Source organism: Hymenobacter crusticola (genome assembly GCF_002154225.1).
In the GTDB taxonomy this organism is placed as follows: Bacteria; Bacteroidota; Bacteroidia; order Cytophagales; family Hymenobacteraceae; genus Hymenobacter; species Hymenobacter crusticola.
This window is the reverse complement of sequence record NZ_MTSE01000017.1, coordinates 52,623-75,720: the sequence shown is the minus strand read 5'-3', so window position 1 is coordinate 75,720 and position 23,098 is coordinate 52,623. Positions and strand designations below refer to the sequence as shown.

The window sequence follows — 23,098 nt, the reverse complement described above, 5'->3', positions numbered from 1 at the left end:
CTTAATAAGGCTTCGCGTCGTGAGCAACTTCTTCAGCTTGCTCTACAGCGGCGTCGGCTTGGCGCTCGTTGTATTGATTGCCACCTTCAGCTTCAGTATTGGCGTTTGCAGCTTTGATGCCGTCGGCCAAACGCTTGCCCCAATCTGGGTCGCAATTGGTGCAAAGCTCGATCATCTTGTCCTGAATTACCTTTTCGGCATCGGCTAGCGCACCCACCATATTGTTGATGAGGTCGTCGCGTTCCCAATCTTCGTGCAGACGATACCGCTCGCCAGCTTGGCCGAAGTTATTGGTACGGTCGATGGTCTGGCGTACCAGACGGCCCGTGTAGGCAGGCTGGTGGTCAGGACCAGGAGCCGGCGATTCTTTCAACCCATTCAGGCTGCTCGGCTCGTAGTTTACGTGCGGGTTTTGGCCCGGCGCCGCGTCTACGTGATACGTCATCTGGCCATCGCGCTGGTTTGTAGCTACGTGCTTTTTAGGCGCGTTGATGGGCAGCTGCAAGTAATTAGCGCCTACGCGGTAACGCTGGGTATCGGAGTACGAGAACGTACGGCCTTGCAGCATTTTGTCGTCGGAGAAATCGAGACCGTCTACAAGTACGCCTGTTCCGAAAGCAGATTGCTCTACTTCGGCGAAGTAGTTCTCGGGGTTCTTGTTCAGCGTCATCATACCCACGGGCAGGTGAGGGAACTTGTCTTCGGGCCAAATCTTGGTGTCGTCAAGCGGATCGAAGTCGAGCTCAGGATGTTCGTCGTCCGACATGATCTGCACGCGCAACTCCCACTTGGGGAAATTGCCCTTCTTGATGTTGTCGAACAGGTCTTGGGTAGCGTGGTTGAAGTTTTTGGCCTGAATGGCTTCGGCTTCAGCAGCAGTTAGGTTTTTAACGCCTTGTTGCGGCTCCCAGTGGTATTTTACCAGCACGGCTTCGCCTTGCGCGTTCACCCACTTGTAGGTATTCACGCCTGAGCCTTGCATCTGGCGGTAGTTAGCCGGAATGCCCCAAGGCGAAAATAGGAAGCTCACCATGTGCATGGCTTCCGGCGTGTTGGCGATGAAGTCGAAGATACGCTGGCCGGTCTGGCGGTTAAACACCGGATCGGGCTTCTGCGAGTGAATTAGGTCGGGGAACTTGATGGCGTCGCGGATAAAGAACACCTTCAGGTTGTTACCTACTAGGTCCCAGTTGCCATCTTCGGTGTAGAATTTCACCGCGAAGCCGCGTGGGTCGCGCAGAGTCTCAGGCGAGTGACCACCATGGCCTACCGTGGAGAAGCGCACGAACACTGGCGTTTCTTTGCCTTTGGTGTTGAACAGCTTCGCGCGTGTGTACTTCTCAATAGGCTCGTCGCCTACCTTGCCGTACGCCTCGAATACGCCGTGCGCCCCAGCACCCCGGGCGTGTACCACCCGCTCCGGCACCCGCTCACGATCGAAGTGGCTGATTTTCTCAATGAACTGGTAATTTTCGAGCGTAGCTGGTCCGCGGTTGCCCACAGTACGCAGGTTCTGGTTGTTCGATACGGGGTGGCCTTGGCGGGTGGTCAGAGTTTGCGCACCTTCGCCGGCAGCCGTACGCTGATCTTGGGAGGTACCGGCGCCGGTTACGGCCGTACCAGTGCCGTCGCCCGAAACGGGTTGGGCGCCATTCTGATTCTGATCTTGGCTCATAAGGATGGGGACTTTGATTGTTGATGTTTTGCTGCTTATACCCAGTAGCTAGCACAAGCGTTTCTCAAATTAACGCTGCTTTCGGCAGATTATGCAAACACCTTGTAGCAAACGGAAGGTAAGGGAGTAAGCACGGAAGCTTGCTTTTTGTTTGTACCTAGGTCGCTTTTCCACGCCAAAAACGGCTTAAAAGCCGCTGCCAGTTTGTAAGATACGTACTTCCGATGCCCAGCTTCATTGGAAGGACTGCGAGCAACGACAACCTCCATTTAAACTAACGCCACTATTTTACACGTATTCGCAGCAACCTCGGTCGATAACAAAGAACCTAGGGTACCGTTTTATAAGCATGCATTATCTAAAAGTCCTCGCCCTGGGCTGCTGTTTGGCGGCCGCTAGTACCACCTATGCTCAGCAAGTAGCTGTTATCAAGCTGCCTGATTTGCAGAAGCGCCTCGCGCGGCCTAGCGACACTACATACGTTGTGAACTTCTGGGCAACCTGGTGCGCTCCGTGCGTGAAGGAGTTACCCAACTTTGAGCAGCTAAATACTACCTACGCGAAGCAAAAGGTGAAGGTGCTACTTGTGAGTATGGATAACGCCTCACAGCTTGACAAAAAGGTTAAGCCCTTCGTGGCTAAACGCGGCCTGAAGTCGGAGGTGGTATTGCTCAACGAGCCCGACCCGAACTCCTGGCTCAGCCAGATCGACTCGAAATGGACGGGGGCCATCCCCTACACGCTTATAGTGAACAACCAGAAGAAAAAGCGGACCGGCTTTGAGAAAGAATTCACGCAAGCCGAGCTGACGGCCCAAGTACAGAGCTTCTTGAAGTAAGTTGGTAAATGGCGAGCATGGGCGCTTTACGTCAACTCGCCCTCGTTTTGTCATTTCATCTAGGTCAAGCATTCTTGAGCCGGACCAAGCGTCCGGCTCTTTTGTTTCTGGTAGCTTGTCATCCAACGACTTTCGCCTAGGTTTCCGCCCTGCACTTGCTGAGCCTTATTAGGGCTGACTGCTACTACCAGCTAGCTCATCATGTGTGATCACCTCAATTCTATTAATATATAACAAATTATATTTTATTCAATCATAATTATATTAATTCAATAATTATATAATAATTCCTGTAATTTTTAGTATTAAATTTTATTAATATTGCATTACACTCCATGGAATGAGTTACTTTTGGGCATTAACTAAATAAGTCCTACTCATTCCTATTAAAGTTATGCAGTATTCTGCGGCGCTCCGTTTTCTTCAGCCTTATTTGCCCTCTCGTTTATTGGCAGTCACCCTGCTTTCCATTCTGCTCAACCTCCCAGTAATCGGTTGGGCTCAGTGCGGAACGTGTAATAGAACTATCAACTCGAATGCAAACGATATTACCATAGGCTCTAACGAGACGGTTTGTATTGCGGCTGGGGTGGTATTCACCAGAAACATCAATTGGAATGGCTCTGGCAGCACTCTTTGCAACAGTGGTACTATTACTTCTAGTTTTAACATCAACAGTACAGGCAACACCTTTATTAATAATGGCACCGTCGACGCTAGAAGCTTCTCAGTTAATAGCGGCACCAGATTCATTAACGCCCAAGGAGCAAGAGTTACGCTTGAAGATTTAAGTTTAAATGGTGGCGGCATCGTCAACAACAGCGGTACTATAGATATAAATCCAGGTAATAACCGGAACATACCTTTGAGCGGCACCATTACGAACGCTGTTGGTGCTACATTTACCATTGCTGCGTCTGTTAACTTTAACTCTGGCGGGCAGTTAAATAACTTAGGCACGTTCACGGTTAGTGATATTAATAATAATGCAACGATTATCACTTGCGGTACTTTTCGGCAAAGTGTGGCAGGAGGCACCTTCCAGAACAACGGCAATGGTCTAGTCTCAAACTATGGCCTTTTCGATATCATTGGCAGCTTTGTGAATAACGGGGTTTTTGACGGGGCTACGCAAGGCGGCGTGGGTATTTTACGGGTGACACGGAATAGTGTACAAAATGGTGGTGGTTCATTTGCGCCTACCGGCCGACTAAACTTTTGCAGAGGATTTGATAGGGACAATGGCACAACTAACACAGCTAACGTTACTTGCTCAACCAGCCAAGCAACTGCCGGTTGCGCCAACAGCCCCCTGCCAGTAGAACTGACCAGCTTTGAGGCAAAGCTTAGCAAAGGCAGCGTATTCCTAACGTGGACCACGGCCTCGGAAAAAGACAACGAGAAATTTGTAGTGGAGCGTAGCGCCAATGGCGAGTCGTTTGAAGCCTTCACGGAAGTAGCAGGCCACGGCACCAGTTCGAGTGGCTTCTCGTACAGTGCTACCGACCTAGCACCGTTGCCAGGCACCAGCTACTACCGCCTGCGTCAAACTGACTTTGATGGCACAACGGCTTATTCACCGGTTATCACCATCCAGCATGCTAGCACGAACGCAACCAACAAGCTAGGTGTGTACCCTAACCCCGCCACCGATTACATCACCCTAGACCTGCCTAAGGGAGTTAAAGAAACGTACGAGGTGCGCATCAGCACAGTAAATGGCAAGCTTGTACGCCGCTTGAACTTGAGCGGCAGCAACCCTCAGCTTGATTTGCACGCTTTACCCGCAGGCACGTATCTGTTGGAAGTACGCGGCGCAAACACCCAAACCGTGCAACGCCTCATCAAGCAGTAATTGGCAACGTAACACAGCAGCTTGCCTAAGTGCAAAGCTAGCTATCCGCTAAAATTTGTAAGCGCGACCAGATCATGGATCTGGTCGCGCTTTTTTGTTAGCATTTTGACTATCAAATAGTTACCCTAAGCTTATTAAACAAGGTTTTTTTGATAGCCTTACAATCAAGTAAGCCATATATAAAAATATCTACCTTTTTTTGTCTTACACCTTGACATATTACAAAAAGATAGTAAGTTTATACCAAAATAGAATTGTCCATTTTTTTCTCTGCTATATCCAAACCGACCTCTACCCATGCGTTTTTCCTTACACTCTCATATTGGCAGAAAGCTAGCTTCTGCCCGAGTCCTAGTCGGGGCCTCCTTGCTGGCATTAAGCCCCGTGTTAGGCTGGGCCCAGACTGCCACTCCCTATACCACATCACAGAATTTTGAGGCTGCTAACCGAGGAGGAAATCTACACTATACTGCAACTAACACAGGCAACAATCCTGGTTCAGCTAGGCTGTACAACTTGTCGTCAGACAATAATGACTCTCCTGCTGAAAGCCCGCAATACGTTGGCGCAACAGGCAATTCATTTGGTATTGAGAATCCTTCTGCTAGCAATAGCTTGAGGACAACTCAGATAACATTTGACAATGTGCAGCTTTCCAGTTCAGCTATTACGAGCACTATGGTCTTTCGCTTTGCTGCTTTTGCAACAGGTAAGAACGGCGGACTTGACAACACAGGTTCACTAGTCGTGAGCATCAATCCAGATAGTGCTAAAAGTGAGAATGCACCTAGCGCTTACCAGGATGTATTGACGGTGCGTGGTAGTGCTGATAATAGCGGAACATATTGGAGCTTCAATAACAATAACGCTCTGATTCCTGCAAGTGGTGGTTATAATAACCCTCAAGTTTATACCGCGACCAGCCAACTCGCCACGCACTACACCGAAATACGAGTAAATCTCAACTCCGGCTTGCTATCACAAGCTAAAGTGCGTATAACTTTGAATGCTAATGCGAAAACTAGGCTTCTGATTGATGAAGTAAGAATCTCCAGCTCTAGCCCGCTTCCTGTTGAGCTGGTCCGCTTTACTGGCGAAGCCCAGGAAAAGAACGTAGCGCTGCACTGGATTACGGCTTCTGAAAAAAACAGTGACTATTTTGAGGTGCAGCGCAGCACCAACGGTGAAACGTTTGCCGCTATTGGCAAGGTGCAAGGCGAAGGCACCACATCCAGCATTTCCAACTACCTCTTCACCGACCGCGCGCCAGTAGCAGGCCTAGCTTACTATCGCCTACGTCAAGTAGACCTAGATGGCACGGAAAGCTACTCGCCCGTGGCAGCCGTGGAGTGGAAAGGAGCCGCGCTAGCTTCCTTCTATCCCAACCCAAGTGCCGAATCCATCACGTTTACGGGCCCCGACGGTGTGTTGCAGTATCGTATCTATAACGCCAAAGGTCAGCAAGTGACGATGGGCGAAGCAGCAAGCGGCAGCACCGTAAACCTGAGTGCCGTACCGGCTGGCATGTACTTACTAGAGTTGAGCAACAAAGGCCAGCGCAGCGTACAGCGCTTTGTGCGACTCTAGGCTCCTACCCACAACCGCACCACTCCTGAGGAACTTCACTATTACTTTCAGCAAACGGCACCCTAGCTAGGGTGCCGTTTGTCGTTGGTAGCCAGAGGGTAACTAATTGGCGAAAAAGCCGCAAGACCACATATAGTCAACCTTAACGAATAGATGTACGTACTGGAAACCGACAATGCTCGAGCTATGAGCTAGGTTGAGCAACGTCTCTCTCCAACTTTCACTGCTACTCTCATGATGAAGCGAATGTTTTCTGCGGCCCTGCTAGCCCTAGCGCTGACGGCCGCTGCTGCACCTGCTGTGCTAGCCCAAGGTGACACCACCAAAGTAAAATCGAATAAGAAGCACGCCAAGGTGAAAACCGAAGACGGCAAAGCGAAAATTGATAAGAAAGACAAGAAAGCCAAGATAAAGGGCGACCAAGTACAGTCGGTAACCCCATAGTTTGCTGCTTAAGCTATTTTAAAAGCCTTTGCTAACCGCAAAGGCTTTTTTTATATTGAAGCTGTAAGAGAAAGCCATAAGCCTTCGTGTGCTTATACAAAAGCAGTAATTCTGTTACGGAATACTGATCCTTACCCGCTTTGCGTTCGTATACACAGCAGCGCGGCACCGTTGAGTTTGCCAAGCGCCCTACGTTCCCTCCCACCTGACGATCATGACCAAATACTTTTTCTCTGCGCTTACCCTAGCCCTAGCCCTGAACCTAGGTACCGCTCCTGCGACGCTTGCCCAAAACAAGACCAAGGAAAAATCGGATGACGAGAAGACCAAGGTTAAAGAAGACGGCGTGATGACTAAAACAAAAGTCTCGAAAGACGGCAAGATCAAAGTAAAAGGCAAAACCGATGATGGCACCAAGGTAAAAGGCAAAACGCAGCAGCCAGCCCCCACCAGCTTTATCGGCGCGCCCGCCGAAGCACCAGCGGGTGTGGTAGTGGGCGGCGCGCTCATGACGCCCGACAAAAACATTGTTGCCAACGCCGTTAACTCGACGGAGCACACCACGCTAGTGGCCGTTGTGGAAGCAGCGGGCTTAGCTAAAACGCTGGAAGCGGCTGGCCCTTTCACCGTGTTTGCGCCCACCAATGCCGCCTTCGACAAGCTCCCCGCTGGTACGGTAAACTCTTTGGTGCTGCCTGGTCATAAGAATAAAGTCGCGTCGATCTTAGCCTACCACGTTGTGCCAGGTCGCATTACCGCTGCCGATTTGCAGGATGGTCAGACGCTGACCACAGTAGAAGGCGAACAGCTGACAGTAGTAAAAACCAAAGACACTGTGATGGTGCGCGACGGTAAAGGTAGCGTAGCCAACGTTACTATTCCGGATGTGCTCTCCAGTAACGGCGTGACGCATGTAGTGGATGCAGTGCTGATGCCAGCGAAGTAGCCCTGCGTTTCGCTTATTTTTACGCCTTAGGCAGCAACTGCCGGGCAAAATTTCGTAAGAGCAGGTGTCCGCTTTGGGCACCTGTTCTCATTTACTCCTTTCTACCATGCAAGACTCCGCGCCAAACACCGCCCAGAATCCTGACGAAAACCCGCCTCGTCGGGAAACCCAGAACCAACCGGCCACGAACGCCGATCCTAATTCGTACTTCGAAGGCACGCAGGACGAGCACCGGCCAGGCGATAACTTGTTCACGTTGCCCGAAATGCAGGAGCCACAGCCACGCAATCCGCCCAAGCCCCAAGACGAGCAACCCGACGCGCCTCAGGAAGTAGAAGCGCCCTCCATGCTAGACCGCGAAACGCACGGCCAGCTCCTGGATGAGCCCGCCCCCGACGGCACATCTGGCGTGAAAGACAGTGTACTGCGCCCCATTATTGCGCAGTCTAGCAACCTCGACGACAATAACCGCGGGGAAGGGTCCTAGGCTTAGAACCTAGGTTTCCCCTGTTGTGAGCCAACAGTCCTTATTGGCAAACTACCGGAAGCGCCACTACGCTAGTATGTCCTCATACTCGGCGTGGTGGCGCTTTACGTAAGCAGCCATAAACTCGCAGCTCGTATGCACGCGCAGTTGGTGCTCGCGAGCATAGGCTAAGCCGGCCTGTGCCAGGGCTTCTCCTACGCCTTGGCCGCGCAGGTTTTCATCAACATATGTGTGTACAAAGTCAATTTGGCCATGGGTGGGCTGACTGTAGGCTAGCTCCGACTCGTAGCCGTCGAGTGTAGCGTAGAAGGTTTGATCGTCTTTGCTGTGGCGGATGGTAGGCTTCATTCGGGAAAGATGCAAGGGAAAGTATGTCGCAGATTACGCTATGCGTTTGCAGCAGAATACGGGCTTGCTTGGAAAAAGGCCGGAGTTTTTTGGCGCCCCTCAGCATAGCCAGAATGAAAGGCTTTGCGTAGAAAGAAAGCGTTAGCGCTTTTTTGAATCTTACCTCTACTCCGAAGCTCTATGAAAACCCCTGAAAACTCTTCCCGGTCTGACGATAACTTTGATTTCAGCAACGCCGCTGATAATCTAAAAATTGGCAGAGACCTAGGTAAACAAGATAACGACGCCGGCGAAGGGCAAAACCCGCACATTGCTGGTGAAGATGCAGTGCCTAATACAGCTAGCCAAACGCCCCAATATGGCACTTTCGGGGTGGCACCTGCCACCACAGAAGTACAAGATAGCGCCGGCAATAACCCTGGTGGTACGGCAGCGCCCTCTACGCCGGAGCCTAGCCAACGCGGCAACGTAGCGCAGAACCAGAACAACGCCGACGTGCTCGACCATGTGGATGATAGCTACGAGTCCCAACGCGAATCGTATCGGCGCGACGATCCACGCTACGGCGGCGGCACTAGCAACTGGCCCACCAACGAACCCGCCAACCACACCACCGACGGCCCCGATCAGAATAACGATAACTTGTAACCCACGGGTTCGAGCGATTGTTGGACTTTGTGGCTTATAGCTAACCGAGTAAACGCCTTCTCATGATTGGGAAGGCGTTTTGTTTTTAATGAGTCTTATACGTAATAGGCGTTGCCCATTCCTGCCAGCAGTCGTCGTTTGGTACTTAGCAGTATTTCAGCCTGAACTAGAGCCTAGAAGCTACCCTAACGACAATTTTTACCTATCTGAGCTCCTGCCATTCTGTGCTATGCAAGGGTTGCCGGTATCTGCTACTAAGCTTATGCCTGTGTGCAAAGAAGCAACAGTAGCAAACAGAAAATATTTCTTGGACAACACTATAAATATAACTAAAAAGTGTTTTACTTGCATATATATGCAGCAGGATCAAATAAATACTTAATAAAATATACTTACCTGCTTGGCGGCACTCCTTATCTCTTTTTTACTTCCTTTTTCATGAAAAAACTTTCCACTTTGTTCCGCTTAGGCGCAGTGCTTTTTATTGTGGCCCATGCTTCTCCTCCAGCTCAGGCTTTGAGCATTTTCCATGATGGCCTCGGACCCGACCATGGCGCTCACAACCATGGGCAGCCTGCCACAGGCGCACCTATTGACGGCGGCGCCTCAATGCTACTTGCCAGCGGCGCTGCTTACGCAGTGCATCGCATACGCAGAAATAGAAAGAAAGCCTAGGTTCTAAGCTGATCCAAATAGCCCTGCCGACTTCGCAGGGCTATTTATAGCGCTACTACGCTTACTGTTTATGCCATCCTCAACTATTCATCCGCTGCTACGCTTTACTTTGCTAGCAGTTGGAATCTATCTTCTTTGGTTCTTCGGCTACGAGCACTACCTAGCTCCAGAGGGGAAATTGGATGCCACTTTATCTCAGAACATTGCTGGCGCCAGCGCTACGCTGCTACGACTGTTTGGCTTTCAAGCCAGTACTGCTAGCAATCAGCCTAATTTAATTCTCTTAGATGGCTATCCTTCGGTGTCCGTTTGGCCGGCCTGCAATGGCATGGTACTTTACGCCTTGTTCGGCGGCTTCATCCTAGCTTTCCCAGGAGCATCTAGGCATAAGCTGTGGTTCATTCCAGCAGGTATTGCTGTCATCTACGGCATCAACGTGCTGCGCATTGCCATTCTGTGCATCAACCACCTATACTCTCACCAAACCGTAGACTTCAACCACCATTATACCTTCACGTTCGTGGTGTACGGGTGCATTTTCCTTTTGTGGATGTGGTGGGCTACTCGCCTGGCCAACCGGCCCTCACTCAAAATGCCTAGTCCTTCGGTTCCTAGCTACAAGTAAAGTGTTTACTTATAAGCCGATGTCTCTCGCTTGGATTCAGCTACTTCGCATGGGAGCCAGCTTGATGCTAACGTTGCTGTTATTGTGTGCAACACTTTACAACGAAGCAGCTTACGCAGTTTTTGATTCTGTTTGGCAGAAGGCAGCAGTTGTTGCGGGGACTAACCACTACCTAGCCATGTTGTTTCACGCCGATAGCGTCATCGGTCAGGTGATGTATCATCCGCACAGCGTGCCGGCGGTTGTTGCTTATAGCTTGCTTTATATTGGCCTATGCATAGGGCTGTGCTTTTCACTCCTTCCCTATACCACCCAACGGCGGCTGGCGCTTCTTCTCTATGGTTTGGCTTGTTTGACCTCGTTTTTCCTATTGGTGGGAAGCAAGCTAACAGGTGCTCTTTTGCTAGTAACCCTCAGTAGTCAACTGATTCACTTTATTGTATCGCCCTTACCTGTCATTGTCTTTGTACCGCTGCTACGGTGGTACTTACCTTCTGCTACAACGGTGCATTAGCTCCAAAAACAGCAAGGCCTCACAAATTTTGTGAGGCCTTGCTAGGTTACTTGCTTGCTAAGCTAGGTTGTTGGTGGCACTTACTGCTTAGAGAACTTGGCTGTGCTTGTTGAAAACGCTGTGCTGTAGTGAAGTATGTATATTCCGGATGGTAAAGAAGCAATGTCAACCGAAGCAGTTGTACTATGGGGGTCGATGCTGATGCGCTTTACTATCTTACCGCTTGCTGTAATAATTTCCAGGTAGCTAGCTTCTTCCGTAGCAGGATAAGTTACCTGCAAGGCACTCTGCGCTGGGTTTGGATAAACAGTGATGGGATCGACAGCGAGAAGCTTACCGTCGACAGACTCTACGGCGCTGTAGGCAAATGAACCGTCGTCATCAACCATCTTCAGGCGGTAATAGCTGGTTTCGTGGAATGGCCTTCCATCAACTAAACGGTACGAGTTGTTACCCACGTTGTTGTTTGCGCTAACAGTGCCTATACTGCTGAATAAGGACCCGTCCTCGCTTCTTTCGACCACGAAGTGGTTGACCTCTACTTCGTTGGTCGTGCTCCAGGTGATAACGACCCGGCTACCTGCACGCTTGGCCTTGAATGAAAGCAAGGTTAAGGGCATGGGCGCACCCAAGTCAATTGTAAACTCAGGGCTAGCCGCCGGTGCGCTGGTAGTAGCGGCAACGAGGGTTTTCCGCTTACACTTCCAGTAGCCCAACGGCCGGTCCACGTTGCCCACCTGAATTTCACCCGTGTAGGGCACATAGGCACCGTCGTTCTCACTGATCAGAATTTCAGAGTTGCTTACCGTGCTCTGAACACTCAGCGTATTTGCCACGTCGTCGGCGACAAAGGCTAGCTCGCTTGTTGGATTGCTACTGCCACTTCCTTTGGTGAAACGCATTTCGGCAATGTCCACAATGTGCTCTTTATCGCCCTGACTGTAGAAGAGGATCTGTAAGGTTTTAGGGCGACGCCAGTTGCTGCTTGAGTCTAGCACCGCGGTAGTAACAGCTGGCAAACCTGCGTAGCTGAAGGTAATGCCTGCTGGATCAGCCTGGATGCGAAGAGATTGCGCCACAGTGCCTAGCGCGTTGATAGCATCTCTATCGGCTTGTAGCAACAGTGCCTTGTTGCCGTAGAGACGATAATCATTGTACATATTTACCACCTTCCGTCGGAAACGTGCTATTACCTTGTCGTTCTCGTCTAGCACCTGGAAGTAGGCCATATCGCCGGGATAGTCACTATCATCGCTAGGATACTTGATGGTGCCACTGATCGCCCACTGGTCGATATCTGTGGTAGGAACACCGAGGGAGCGGTCAACAGTCGTCAGGGTTGGGGTAGTGCTGGCTTGTTTTGGGCGGAGGTATACCTCAATATCGGGAGCTACCTTACTGAGCGTGTGCACGTTGGTACGCACGTACCAGCGGTTAAAGTAGTCTTCTTCCCCGCCATAGTTCTGCGCCGGGTTGCGCGTCCAGCCGTACAAGTTGTTTTCGAGCGGTGCGCTTGCCGGTAAATCAGCCAGCAGGTTCAGGCCGTTGCTATCATCCGGCAACGACGCAGTGTAGAGGCTGGTGGCCGGAATTAACTGTTTTTCTTGACTTAGGCTTGACCAAGAAAGCGCCGCGCTGCCTTTATTGATTTCTACGCGCAGAGCAGCCCGTTCGCCGGCGACTAAGGAAACGGGCGCACTCGCAAACTCGGCGGGCGCGGCATTTGTCCATTGGTCAATTGCTAGCTTATCGTTTATCCATACTCTTACTTTCTGGTTGGCCGCCACGTGAAAAGCGTAGTCTTCGGAATAAGCCGGTTGTACAAAGCCCGTCCAGCGCACTGAGCTGCTTTGGTCGGCTAGCTGCAAGGTTTCCACCTGCTGCGAGTTGGTTAGGTTGGCGTTGTTGAGGTCGTCACTGGCGAAGCGTTGCTGCGCTAGCCCATGCTCGCTGGTCAGTGTTACCGTAGCCGCCACCTGCTCCTGAATGGTGTTCAGGCCGCTTATCTTCCAGCGGTGTATTCCTCCATGCGCATTTTCATCACAATGGTACAGGTAGATATCGTCGCCTACTTTCACGAACGTACCGGACGTGGCGTTGCCAGCCATTCCTGCGCCTGCTTCGTCGCGGGGCCCTCCGGCGTAGCGCACCTCGCCGAACTGTCCTACAAAGAGGCCATTATCTAGATAATGGTTGTACTTGTTGGTTTGGCCGCCCTGCCAGAACTCGCCCCGGTAGCCCCAGAAGAAGCTCCGGTCTACAGCCTGCGAGAAAGTACCACCGTAAATTACGTAGTTGCCAATATCGTAGGCTCCAGTGGCCGGATAGGGCCCGCTGTAGGTTTTGGCGGTGCTCGGCGACGTCTTCCACTGCCACTGGCTGGTGCCCGCCTTCACGCCGCCCAGGTGCCAGCCCGCCCCACGGGTATTAGTGCCCGACGGAATATCTAGGTTGAATGTGCCTATAACATTGGTGGTGGTTACCTGATTGCGCTGGATATAGCCGTCGATAGTCAGTGGGTCTTGCTCCGTGGTAGGCGGGGTCGTTGCAACGAGTTCGTCCTCGCCCCACTGCGGATTGTTATTGCTGTCAAAACCTAGGAGTGCGCGCTTTTTCCAGGTTCCAGGTTTTCCCAGCTCATTGGTTCCGATCGACCACAAAGAACCATCTGAAAAAAGCTCGTAGTTGTTTGTGGGCGTTTCAATTCCCGTAAAGCGCAGCTGCCCACTCGGGGGAAGCTCTACGATGTGGTAGCGGAAGCGGTCGGTGAGGTGCAGGGCCAGGGCATACGTTCTGCCGTTCGACAAGGTAGTGACCGACTTGAACCGCCGGAACTGATCATCGAATTCCGGCTTTATGCCCTTGCTCCAGTTTCGCACGAATTTCCAAGAGCCATTATCAGGCGCGAGAGGCTTCGAATAATCGACCTTGAACTCCAGGTAGTTGGCAAACACCCGTGTCGGGTCGTTGATGTCTGCGACGGCCGAGTAGAAGTAACCAATGTACTGAAGAGTGTTCAGGAAAGTAAGATTGGCTGCAAAGTGTTGGGAGCGAAGGTTGCCACAATCACCCACCCAAAAGCTGCCATCTGGCTGGTAGCATAAATATGGCACGCCTGCCCCGTAGCCAATGTCTTCCTGCTTAAAAACCTTGGTGTTAGCAAAGTAAAACTTATCATCGGCTACGTTGGGGTCGGTGGCGTAGCCCCCGGCCTGACCTAGGGTCCAGCGCAGGGCGCCGGTGGCAGTATCAAACCCCTTTACTTGTTGGTTAGCCCCCGCGTCAATTACAGCCACGGTGTTACCATCGGGGGAACAACTAATGGCCAGGGGTTCCAGCAAGCCGTCGAGGCGAATGCCCGTGGCCGTCAGGGTACCATCTGGGTTGATGGCGAACTTCTCAATGGTCGTGTTGTCGTAGGTCACCCACAGACTGTTATCGCCACTAAGAGCTAGCTCCCGCACATTGGTAACAGCCAACGTCTGTACCAATTCGCCCGTACCTTTATTGAGCGTCCGGATTTGGTTTAAGCTCTTATGAGCGGCAAACAGATAGTTACCGTCTTTCTGCACAGCCATGCCAGTGAGCAACGAGTTTACTACGTTGATGCCGCTTTTATAATATCCCTTCAGGGTCTGCACTCCTACGCCCTTTTCAAACAGGTAATCGGTATCATCTGCCACCTTGCTGGCACTGATAAAGCTGTTGATTTCGTCACTTTGCCCGCCCCAGTACACCCGGTTGCCGTCGGTAGCCACAAAACGAACCGACTGACCATCGCCGGCTGAAGCATTAGTTTTTACTTGCGGATTGGCAGTATCAAACTTTAAGCGAGTAACCGCGCCTTCGGTGTACCCTACCGCGTAGTAAGCGGTGTTTCCCGTCACGGCCATGCTAGTGATAGGCTCATTCGCGTGGTGCACCGTGGGGCCGGAGAAGTTCTGCGAGGTGTTGCCCAGTACCCCCTCCCACTCATACTGCACGTTGTTGGAAACCACTTTCACTTGGTAGCGTCCGTCGCTACTTAAGTGGCCCTGATCGTTTATGCCATCCCACACACCTTTGTGTGTACCCGCCTCGTATTTCACGCCGCTCCAAAGCGTTTTTACCAGTATTCCCTCACTGGTAAAGACCCCAGCGCTCGTTGTAGCAGCATTAGGTAGAGAGAATGAAAAGGGAAGTTGGTGCGCCGACTGCCCTTTTACCAAAATAGGTAGAGCGAAACACAGCAGTAATAGCGAAAGAGCGAGAGCAGGTAGTCTGCGCAAACCACCTACTCGTGCACTGGATTGTGTGACTAGTTGCTGGCTGAACGAGCTACTAGTATGGTAGCTTTTCTCATAACAGAAGTCTGCGCAGGGATAAAGGCAGTTTACTACAGCCGTGTAGCTCTTCGTTCGCTTCAGATTCTGCAGTCTGCGGTGGAGTACGGGGGTACTAATTTGAAACATATATCGCTGTTTGCATTAAACGAGGAATCAATTTTATGCCGTTGTTGCATATTCCTCCTGCCTTAGATAAAAAACCTAAGAGCAATTTCTACTTTTCACAGGCACTAAACTCAACAGTACGTTACCTCTTATTGAACTTATTCATTCAATAGATAAGAACACCGATTTTTCTTGAAGGAATAAATATCATTCCTCGAAATGTAAGATTCAACTAAGTTCTTCTTTATTTTCTAAAATAGAAGAATATTTCAACCATAAGCTCTTATAATTCAAGACAATATACAAGTCAATCGCCCATAAAAGACAATAACGTATATACAAAATCATAAGATTTATTATAAATATGAAAACTATTTTTAATTATACTTTTCCATTAACAACGGCAAGTAATAGTAAACAGAAATATTTACACCTAGACAATCAAAGTTACCCACTCACTTTCGTCGGTAGCAAGAGCATTATGTAACTTTTTAAATACGAATACCACCTAAATATCGCTACACCCTACTATATATCTAGGCAATTGGAGACCATAATTAATTATTGGCAGGATGATATTTAATGATGAGCTGTCAGCTATACTACTTAATGTAGGTGTAGTGAGAGGTTGTGCATTGTATAAGATTTGTTCTTGCTTAGCTACTGCGCTGATCCTGGTTCTCGCTACCTCTTAGGACAATAGCTACTGCATATTTTAATCTGTTTCTTAGATTTTATTGCATAAAATGCATAATTTCACTGCTGCATTTAGGTATAAAGAAGATTTTGACTGTTGCGCAACGCGCCCGATGCTCGTCGGTTATAAAGGGTAATCTTAGTTCCTGACAGCTACTATCTCCACTTAAGCTTTATCAATTAAGAGAAAGATGTTTGCCGAGGACACTACTACTATAGCCGAGCGTGTACCTAGCACCCCGCCTGTAATTCCTCCTGTTGCGCACTCACGTAACCGTCCTCTGTGGTCGGTTATGATTCCAACTTACAACTGCCTTTCCTATTTACCGGAAACCTTGGCCAGTGTGCTAGCCCAAGATCCAGGGCCAGAGTACATGCAGATTGCCGTCGTTGACGATTGTAGCACCGACGGGGATGTTCGGGCTTTGGTCCAAGCCATAGGCAAAAACCGCGTGGAATATTATCAGCAGGAAAAGAACCTAGGCAGCCTGCGCAATTTTGAAATGTGCCTGAATCGCTCAACGGGCCAATGGATACATATCCTGCATGGCGACGACCTAGTAGCGCCAGGCTTTTATAGCGAAATAGAACGGCTCTTTCGTGAGTACCCTGAAGCAGGCGCAGCCTTTACGAATACAGGCAACCTCTTTGCCGGCCAAAAGGAAGTGGTAGCCCGTACACCGCTCGCAAGCAAGCCGGGCGTGTTGAAGAATTTTCTGTTGACAATAGCGGAATGCCAGCAGCTTGAAACTCCCGCCATCGTTGTTAAGCGAAAGGTTTACGAACACCTAGGAGGATTTTTCGCCGTGCATTATGGCGAAGACTGGGAGATGTGGACGCGCATCGCTGCCCACTACCCAATTGCCTATTCGCCTGAATGCCTAGCGCATTACCGATATCTAAATAACACTAGCATCACGCACAGGTCGGTGCGGAATGGGCAGAATGTGCGGGACATTATTAAAGTCTGCGATATTATTCAAGGGTACCTGCCCTCCGATCAGCGAAAGAGAATCAGGCAGAAGGCCTCACGTCATTACGCCTTCTACTGTATTTCCATGGCAAACGCCTTGTACACCACGGAGCTAGAGTCAGCCCTCATACAAGCCAAAGGTGCCTTGCGGTTGAGCAAAGACCCCGAAGTACTTTATCTAGTACTGAAGCTTTACTTGAAAATGCTGCTAAATGGAGGCTTCACGAAATATTTCACAGAAGACACAAGCAAGAAGCAACACAAGGTCAGGCACTTGTTCGGCTCTACCCATTAGGAAGACTACTAAATGGCACTAAGTACTGATAGAAAATGGGATTGGGAAATCAAAGCTCAAACTAGTTGGTGGGGCTCCAGTCCGCAAGAACTTTGGTCGTACCGTCACTTACTGATTGGCTTGGTCAGACGTGATTTTCTCTTAGGGTATCAACAAACTATCCTAGGTCCGCTTTGGGTGCTGCTGCAACCCATCACGACCATGCTTACTTACGTGTTGGTGTTTGGGAAAGTCATCGGAATTTCCACCGGGCAGGTACCAGTTGTGCTGTTTTATCTCGCTGGAGTCGTCCTCTGGAATCTATTTAATGATTCTTTTACGGGCACCTCCTCTACTTTCCGGGATAATGCCCATCTGTTCAACAAGGTGTACTTCCCCCGCCTTATCATGCCGTTTGCTCAGCTTAGCGGCTTCCTGATCAGCTTTGTTATCCAATTTCTATTCCTGTTGTTGGTGTGGGCTTATTACCTACTTTTTACCTCTTGGCATGGTCCATCCATTAGTTGGCTATTAGCTATTCCCTTTGCTGTTATATTACTCGGCATGCAAAGCCTCGGGCTAGGGCTTCTCTTTTCGGTACTTACGGGTAAGTACCGAGATGTCAAATTTGTAGTAGGCCTAGGGGTGCGGTTGCTCATGTTCCTGACACCTGTAATCTATCCGGTTCAATATGTGGCCGCAAAGTGGCGCTGGGTGGTGGAGCTCAACCCGCTGACCCCGTTGTTCGAACTCTTCCGCTGGGCCCTACTCGGCCAAGGTACGGTTACGCCGGGGCAACTTCTCTATAGCACCCTCTTCACCCTAACGCTGCTAGTAGCCGCCCTCCTGATCTTTAACAAGCAGGGAGATAAGTTAATTGATGTAGCCTAGAAGCTTATGAGCGAAGTAGTTATTCAAATAGAAAAGCTTTCGAAGCTTTATAGGCTAGGTACGATTGGCACCGGATCGTTGCGGCAAGATCTACAGCGCTGGTGGACGACTACTATTCGCAAGAAGGAGGATCCTTTCTTCCAATTAGACTCGACCACCGCGCCAAACCAGGCACTCTGGGCCCTGCAAGACGTGAGCTTCGATGTGCGGGCCGGCGAGGTATGGGGTATTATCGGCAACAATGGCGCCGGGAAGTCCACCTTACTAAAGGTAATCTCCCGCATTGTTCGTCCCACTCACGGCACGGTGCGCGGGCGAGGCAGCATCAGCAGCTTGTTGGAGGTAGGTACCGGATTTCAGCCTGAGCTCACCGGGCGCGAAAACATCTTTCTGAGTGGCTACATTCTCGGGATGAGCAAAGCCGAGATTCGCCTAAAGTTTGATGAGATAGTAGCCTTTTCGGGTATTGAGAAGTTCATTGATACTCCCGTAAAGCGCTATTCCTCTGGCATGTATGTACGCCTTGCCTTTGCCGTAGCCGCCCACTTAGAACCTGATATTCTCATCCTTGATGAAGTGCTGGCGGTGGGAGATGCCGAATTTCAGAAGAAGTGTTTAGGCAAAATGCGTGAGGTTTCACAAAGCGCTGGCCGTACTATCCTGTTTGTGAGCCATAGCATGCAGGCCGTGACCAATCTGTGCGACAAAGGTGTTTGGTTACAACAAGGCAAAGTGCAGACGATTGGCGCCGTTGATACCGTTGTCAACCAATACCTAGCTCACGCGCAACAGTTCAAGCTCAAGCAAAGTTGGGAAAAGCCAGCCGATGCTCCCGGTAACAATGCCATTCGTTTTAAGGAAGTAGAGCTTGTTCCGCAACTGCTTGAACCTAATGCACCACTTGATATTCGCACGCCACTCACGGTGAAGTTTCAGTTCTGGAACTTCACAGAAGATGCACTCATCAGTATTAACCTGGTGCTTTTTTCTTATGGCGGCGAATGCATTTTTGATGTACCCTCTGCCACTAGAGTTTGTCAAAAAGGCCTCGTCGCGGGCGAGTGCACCATTCCAGGTAATTTTCTCAACGACGGTTCTTATTACATTTCACTCTATGTAGTAAGAGACACTACTACATCGCTCTTTGATTATGAAGAATGCCTAGCTTTTGACTTAGAAGATTATCGTGGCGACATAAAATGGTACGGCAAGTGGTGGGGAGCAGTGCGCCCATCTTTTCCCTTCCGACTCACGCAGCCACAAACTGAACTAATGCTTCAGTAATAAGCCATGCCCACTACGATTCCTTTAGTTTCGGTAATTATTCCATGCTATAACTATGGGTGTTTCTTAGCGGAAGCTATTGAAAGCGTGCTCGGGCAATCCTATTCAAACAAGGAAATAATTGTAGTGGATGATGGCTCTACTGACACAACCCGGGAGGTTGCTTCTCACTATCCCGAGGTTATTTATGTTTATCAGGAAAACCTAGGTTTATCAGCCGCTCGGAATACAGGCATCCGCGAAAGCCAGGGAGAATACCTCATTTTCTTAGATGCTGACGATTGGCTACTGCCAGACGCTATTACTATTAATACGCAGCATCTACAACAGCAACCTAAGGCGGCATTTGTAGCCGGCAGCCATGCATTTATTTATGATAATTCAACACGAATAGAAAGAATAATTCCTATTGCCGAAAATCCTTATCAAACTTTACTAGCTCAGGGCAACTATATCGCTATGATTGCCGCTGTCATGTTCGCACGTTGGGTCTTCCAGGAATTTGTGTACGACTGCTCCTTGACTAGCTGTGAAGATTACGATTTATACTTAAAAATCACTAAAAGCTACCCTGTTGTTCAACATCAGCAGCAAATAGCAAACTACCGTATTCATAGCGCCGCTATGTCCACCAAGATACCTACGATGCTGGCAAGTGCTTTATCTGTATTGAGCAAGCAGAAAGAAGCGCTGCAAAGCAAAGAGGAACAGCAAGCTTACCGAACTGGCACACGTTTTTGGAATAACTATTATTGTGGTTTATTACACTACTCGCTAGTTTGCAAACCAACTCCCTACTCCAAAGAAGCACTTTTCTTTTTACTAAGTAAGTCTCCATCACTAGGCTTTAATTACGCAGCACACCTTACGTATAGAACCTTGCAAAGAACTGTTAAAAATAATTTGGTATCACTTGGCAAGCAATTATTGCGTCAAGCAGGTATACTTCAGAAGAGTGCCCCCGGAATTGGGGAAGTAGCTCGGGGGAGCTTCAAGCAGTTATCGCCTTTCAGTAATGAATTCGGTTATGACAGAGGCGGCCCCATAGACCGATACTATATAGAATTATTTCTACAGAAGGCGGCCGGTAGTATTCAAGGCCGCGTGCTAGAGATAGTGGACAACGAATACACTAGTAAATATGGAAAAGGGAAAGTAGCACAGAGCGATATTTTAGATATCGAATCAGATAATTCCAAGGCAACGTTCATCGGTGATTTGAGTGCGGCTCCTCAAATACCCGATAATACCTTCGATTGTCTCATCATTACGCAAACACTGCACTTGATTTATGACTTTAAAAGTGCTTTACAAACTTGCTATCGAATCTTAAAACCGGGTGGCGTTTTACTTCTTACAGTTCCGGGCTTATCTCCTATTGATAAAGGAAAATGTCAGAATATATGGTATTGGTCTTTTAGCGCCCAAGCCTTGCACCGGCTCATGACAGAAATATTTGCCGCAGGAAGTTTTGAAGTAAATTCTTTTGGCAACGTGAGTGTTGCCTCGGCTTTCTTATACGGAATGGGCCTGCCTGAAGTAAGCCCAAGCGAACTAAACTATTATGACCCCCAGTTCCAAGTAATTAACGCCGTAAAAGCAGTAAAGCATTCAAGTCTTGCTTAAGCGTATCGCCCGCGGTATCCGCAACCATTTTGAGCACAAAGCCCTCGTGCTAATGTATCATCGTGTAGCAGACCTAGAATCTGATGTTTGGGACTTAGCAGTTACACCAACCCATTTTGAGCAGCATTTACAACTGCTAAAGCAGTTTGGCAACGTTATGCCGGTTGCGGAACTAATACAAAACCTGCGAAGGAAAACGCTACCGAAGCGTAGCATTGCCATTACATTTGATGATGGCTATGCGGATAATTATCTAGCTGCCAAGCCGCTATTAGAGCAATATCAATTGCCCGCCACCTTCTTTATTGCTACCGCCACGATTGATCAGGACCAGGAATTCTGGTGGGACGTATTAGAGTATATCTTCTTGTGTGTAAACCCCTTACCTAGCTTGTTCTCTTATATTATCAGCGACTGCAAGCTAGCATTTGATCTTAGCGCTGAGCAACACTTAACTCCCGAATTACAACAAAAGCACTATCAATGGAAAGCAGTTTCCATGCCGCCACCATCCCAACGAGCTACCTTATTTTATGAAATATGGCAGTTATTAAAGCCATTGCCCTACGCCACCCAACAGGAGCACCTTCACCATATTCGAACGTGGGCAGGTGTAGCCGCTTCAGCTCGACCGAACCACCGAAGTATGACTCTGCACCACTTACGCGATTTGAGTCGTAATAAGCTTTTTACGCTAGGTGCGCACACGCTTACTCACCCAGCGCTAAGCAGCCATACATCGCAATTTCAAACGCAAGAATTATGCGCGAGCATGCAGTATTTAACTCAAGCTAGCGGTCAAGAAATAAACTTAGTAGCTTACCCTTACGGTGATTACAATAACCAAACCACAGCTGTAACAGCTACTATAGGATTTCACGCTGCTTTTACCACCTCTGCAAGACCTATTACCAAATCTTCTGATATTTATCAGCTAGGGCGTTTTCAGACACCCAACTTCAACGCTCAAGATTTCGAAAAATACCTAGACCATTGGTTTAAGCACCAGTAATAACAGAACTATCTTAACAACTTATTATTTTATTAATTTGTATCTTACAATAACACTTGATAGTAGACTAATTTAGCAGCGCCATATTCATAGCTAGAGCTCTACTGCGTAAACTTGTTTCTCCTTTTTTACTTGCGCTGAACGTCCTGGCGCAATTCGATCTTTGAGCTTTAAGAACGGCTTTTCTACGAGATAATAAGAGCAGCAGGCAGCAATATAAATTAAACCCAACACGAAGACGAAGTTTAGCTCATAAAATACTTTATTAGATATAAATAATTGTTGCCACAAGTATATACTATAAGACAATTTACCTATATGATCCACAAAACTATTATTCAATATTCTATACCAAGTATTCCCAGTGACAACAATAGAAAAGACAATAACAAGTGCAATTAATAAATTAGTAAACAATCCTATATTACCGAATAAACCATAACATATTGATGCTAAAATCAGAACAGGTTTAGCGGCAGGCCCATTAAGCAACACAAAGCTCAAGTACTTATTAGCCAATACTGACAATATCAAACAGCCAACAACTGCATAGATCAACTTCTTTCGCTTTTCTATCCAGGCAACAAGTTCTTTCTGTTTAATTGCAAATAAGCAGCCGACCAACAGCGCATCTCCTGTACTAAACACTGTATTCATAATAGAAGGCGACTTATACATAAGCATACGCGTTAACACTACTAAAAATATTACGCTTGCTATAACATACACACTCATCTTTCTCGTCTTCACAAAGAGTAACGGCCAGGCAAGATAAAAAACCTCTTCAACTGATAACGACCAAAGATGGCCAGTTTCATGATTAGTACTATTATAGAATTGCTTCATAAGAGTACCGCTAGTGAGCCAGTCAAGAGCATCTAGTTGCAGCCATCCTAGTAATTGCAATAGAAGATATGTTGATAGCAAAAAATAATAGGCAGGGAATATTCTTACTATTCTTCTAATATAGAAACCTTCTAGTGATATACTTCCAAACCGATTTTCCTCGTTTAATAGCAAAGTTGTAATTAAAAACCCGCTAACGATAAAAAATACGCCTACCCCAAGCGGGCCATTAAATACTAAGGCGCTTACGTATTTTACAACTTTACTATCCGGGCAGGCTCTATATTGGTTAAAATGATAACCAATAACCATAAAGATGCTTATAGCACGAAGCCCATTTAAGCTAGGTATCTTGTTTTTCACAATCATTTTTTTAAATCATGAAATATGGCGATAAATAACGCGTACTACCAAGTACACCATT

The 23,098-nt window shown here is 48.6% G+C and carries 19 protein-coding genes; 15 read left to right on the top strand and 4 right to left on the bottom strand.

Going from position 1 to position 23,098, the window contains the following annotated elements; genetic code table 11:
* Nucleotide 1: 1 nt before the first annotated feature.
* The gene (locus tag BXP70_RS22320) at nt 2-1,675 is read right to left on the bottom strand and encodes a catalase (protein ID WP_086596338.1); all 1,674 of its coding nucleotides are present in this window, start codon (nt 1,673-1,675) and stop codon (nt 2-4) included.
* Between the two features lie 349 nt (nt 1,676-2,024).
* Here BXP70_RS22320 and BXP70_RS22315 point away from each other — a divergent pair, with 349 nt between their 5' ends.
* The 6 genes from BXP70_RS22315 (at nt 2,025) to BXP70_RS22290 (ending at nt 7,832) form a co-directional block, all read left to right on the top strand.
* A complete protein-coding gene (locus tag BXP70_RS22315; protein WP_086596337.1) occupies nt 2,025-2,513 on the top strand; it encodes a TlpA disulfide reductase family protein in 489 nt (162 codons plus the stop codon).
* Nucleotides 2,514-3,378: 865 nt separating this feature from the next.
* The gene (locus BXP70_RS22310; RefSeq protein ID WP_179197784.1) at nt 3,379-4,368 is read left to right on the top strand and encodes a T9SS type A sorting domain-containing protein; all 990 of its coding nucleotides are present in this window, start codon (nt 3,379-3,381) and stop codon (nt 4,366-4,368) included.
* Nucleotides 4,369-5,046: 678 nt separating this feature from the next.
* A complete protein-coding gene (locus tag BXP70_RS22305; RefSeq protein ID WP_179197783.1) occupies nt 5,047-5,955 on the top strand; it encodes a T9SS type A sorting domain-containing protein in 909 nt (302 codons plus the stop codon).
* 234 nt (nt 5,956-6,189) lie between these two features.
* Nucleotides 6,190-6,399, top strand: a complete 210-nt coding sequence (locus tag BXP70_RS22300; RefSeq protein WP_143436629.1) for a hypothetical protein — start codon at nt 6,190-6,192, stop codon at nt 6,397-6,399.
* 214 nt (nt 6,400-6,613) lie between these two features.
* A complete protein-coding gene (locus tag BXP70_RS22295; protein ID WP_086596333.1) occupies nt 6,614-7,345 on the top strand; it encodes a fasciclin domain-containing protein in 732 nt (243 codons plus the stop codon).
* Between the two features lie 106 nt (nt 7,346-7,451).
* Nucleotides 7,452-7,832 (top strand): hypothetical protein, encoded by a 381-nt coding sequence (locus tag BXP70_RS22290; RefSeq protein WP_086596332.1) that lies wholly within the window; start codon nt 7,452-7,454, stop codon nt 7,830-7,832.
* Between the two features lie 66 nt (nt 7,833-7,898).
* Here the strand turns inward: BXP70_RS22290 and BXP70_RS22285 are convergent, their stop codons facing one another.
* Nucleotides 7,899-8,180, bottom strand: coding sequence for a GNAT family N-acetyltransferase (locus tag BXP70_RS22285; RefSeq protein ID WP_086596331.1), 282 nt, complete (start codon nt 8,178-8,180; stop codon nt 7,899-7,901).
* Nucleotides 8,181-8,360: 180 nt separating this feature from the next.
* On the opposite strand from BXP70_RS22285, the gene BXP70_RS22280 reads away from it, so the two are divergent.
* From BXP70_RS22280 to BXP70_RS22270, 4 genes are all read left to right on the top strand, one after another.
* On the top strand, nt 8,361-8,828 hold the full coding sequence (locus BXP70_RS22280) for a hypothetical protein (RefSeq protein ID WP_086596330.1): 468 nt from the start codon (nt 8,361-8,363) through the stop codon (nt 8,826-8,828).
* 438 nt (nt 8,829-9,266) lie between these two features.
* On the top strand, nt 9,267-9,503 hold the full coding sequence (locus BXP70_RS29570; protein ID WP_143436628.1) for a PID-CTERM protein-sorting domain-containing protein: 237 nt from the start codon (nt 9,267-9,269) through the stop codon (nt 9,501-9,503).
* A gap of 70 nt (nt 9,504-9,573) precedes the next feature.
* A complete protein-coding gene (xrtX, locus tag BXP70_RS22275; RefSeq protein WP_086596329.1) occupies nt 9,574-10,128 on the top strand; it encodes an exosortase X in 555 nt (184 codons plus the stop codon).
* A gap of 19 nt (nt 10,129-10,147) precedes the next feature.
* Nucleotides 10,148-10,642 carry an XrtX-associated membrane protein gene (locus BXP70_RS22270; protein ID WP_143436627.1) on the top strand — a complete coding sequence of 165 codons (495 nt, stop codon included), beginning with the start codon at nt 10,148-10,150 and terminating at the stop codon, nt 10,640-10,642.
* 80 nt (nt 10,643-10,722) lie between these two features.
* Here the strand turns inward: BXP70_RS22270 and BXP70_RS22265 are convergent, their stop codons facing one another.
* Nucleotides 10,723-15,093: a PA14 domain-containing protein gene (locus BXP70_RS22265; RefSeq protein WP_086596327.1), complete on the bottom strand. Its 4,371-nt coding sequence runs from the start codon at nt 15,091-15,093 to the stop codon at nt 10,723-10,725.
* Nucleotides 15,094-16,061: 968 nt separating this feature from the next.
* On the opposite strand from BXP70_RS22265, the gene BXP70_RS22260 reads away from it, so the two are divergent.
* From BXP70_RS22260 to BXP70_RS22240, 5 genes are read left to right on the top strand one after another with little or no spacing between them, the layout of a single operon-like run.
* Nucleotides 16,062-17,036 carry a glycosyltransferase family 2 protein gene (locus BXP70_RS22260; protein WP_218779842.1) on the top strand — a complete coding sequence of 325 codons (975 nt, stop codon included), beginning with the start codon at nt 16,062-16,064 and terminating at the stop codon, nt 17,034-17,036.
* A gap of 12 nt (nt 17,037-17,048) precedes the next feature.
* Nucleotides 17,049-17,906, top strand: coding sequence for an ABC transporter permease (locus BXP70_RS22255; RefSeq protein ID WP_086596326.1), 858 nt, complete (start codon nt 17,049-17,051; stop codon nt 17,904-17,906).
* Nucleotides 17,907-17,912: 6 nt separating this feature from the next.
* The gene (locus BXP70_RS22250; protein ID WP_086596325.1) at nt 17,913-19,190 is read left to right on the top strand and encodes an ABC transporter ATP-binding protein; all 1,278 of its coding nucleotides are present in this window, start codon (nt 17,913-17,915) and stop codon (nt 19,188-19,190) included.
* A 6-nt stretch (nt 19,191-19,196) separates the two neighbouring features.
* On the top strand, nt 19,197-20,816 hold the full coding sequence (locus BXP70_RS30620) for a glycosyltransferase (protein WP_086596324.1): 1,620 nt from the start codon (nt 19,197-19,199) through the stop codon (nt 20,814-20,816).
* Nucleotides 20,809-21,828 (top strand): polysaccharide deacetylase family protein, encoded by a 1,020-nt coding sequence (locus BXP70_RS22240; RefSeq protein WP_086596323.1) that lies wholly within the window; start codon nt 20,809-20,811, stop codon nt 21,826-21,828. Before BXP70_RS30620 ends, BXP70_RS22240 begins: the two co-directional genes overlap by 8 nt.
* Nucleotides 21,829-21,921: 93 nt before the next feature.
* Here the strand turns inward: BXP70_RS22240 and BXP70_RS22235 are convergent, their stop codons facing one another.
* Nucleotides 21,922-23,037 (bottom strand): acyltransferase family protein, encoded by a 1,116-nt coding sequence (locus BXP70_RS22235; RefSeq protein ID WP_179197781.1) that lies wholly within the window; start codon nt 23,035-23,037, stop codon nt 21,922-21,924.
* Nucleotides 23,038-23,098: the final 61 nt, after the last annotated feature.

Bases quoted from the DNA above. Each gene is read 5' to 3' on its own strand.
- BXP70_RS22320 (WP_086596338.1), bottom strand. From the start codon at position 1,675: ATGAGCCAAGATCAGAATCAGAATGGCGCCCAACCCGTTTCGGGCGAC.
- BXP70_RS22315 (WP_086596337.1), top strand. From the start codon at position 2,025: ATGCATTATCTAAAAGTCCTCGCCCTGGGCTGCTGTTTGGCGGCCGCT.
- BXP70_RS22305 (WP_179197783.1), top strand. From the start codon at position 5,047: ATGGTCTTTCGCTTTGCTGCTTTTGCAACAGGTAAGAACGGCGGACTT.
- BXP70_RS22300 (WP_143436629.1), top strand. From the start codon at position 6,190: ATGATGAAGCGAATGTTTTCTGCGGCCCTGCTAGCCCTAGCGCTGACG.
- BXP70_RS22295 (WP_086596333.1), top strand. From the start codon at position 6,614: ATGACCAAATACTTTTTCTCTGCGCTTACCCTAGCCCTAGCCCTGAAC.
- BXP70_RS22290 (WP_086596332.1), top strand. From the start codon at position 7,452: ATGCAAGACTCCGCGCCAAACACCGCCCAGAATCCTGACGAAAACCCG.
- BXP70_RS22285 (WP_086596331.1), bottom strand. From the start codon at position 8,180: ATGAAGCCTACCATCCGCCACAGCAAAGACGATCAAACCTTCTACGCT.
- BXP70_RS22280 (WP_086596330.1), top strand. From the start codon at position 8,361: ATGAAAACCCCTGAAAACTCTTCCCGGTCTGACGATAACTTTGATTTC.
- BXP70_RS29570 (WP_143436628.1), top strand. From the start codon at position 9,267: ATGAAAAAACTTTCCACTTTGTTCCGCTTAGGCGCAGTGCTTTTTATT.
- xrtX (WP_086596329.1), top strand. From the start codon at position 9,574: ATGCCATCCTCAACTATTCATCCGCTGCTACGCTTTACTTTGCTAGCA.
- BXP70_RS22270 (WP_143436627.1), top strand. From the start codon at position 10,148: ATGTCTCTCGCTTGGATTCAGCTACTTCGCATGGGAGCCAGCTTGATG.
- BXP70_RS22265 (WP_086596327.1), bottom strand. From the start codon at position 15,093: ATGTTTCAAATTAGTACCCCCGTACTCCACCGCAGACTGCAGAATCTG.
- BXP70_RS22260 (WP_218779842.1), top strand. From the start codon at position 16,062: ATGATTCCAACTTACAACTGCCTTTCCTATTTACCGGAAACCTTGGCC.
- BXP70_RS22255 (WP_086596326.1), top strand. From the start codon at position 17,049: ATGGCACTAAGTACTGATAGAAAATGGGATTGGGAAATCAAAGCTCAA.
- BXP70_RS22250 (WP_086596325.1), top strand. From the start codon at position 17,913: ATGAGCGAAGTAGTTATTCAAATAGAAAAGCTTTCGAAGCTTTATAGG.
- BXP70_RS30620 (WP_086596324.1), top strand. From the start codon at position 19,197: ATGCCCACTACGATTCCTTTAGTTTCGGTAATTATTCCATGCTATAAC.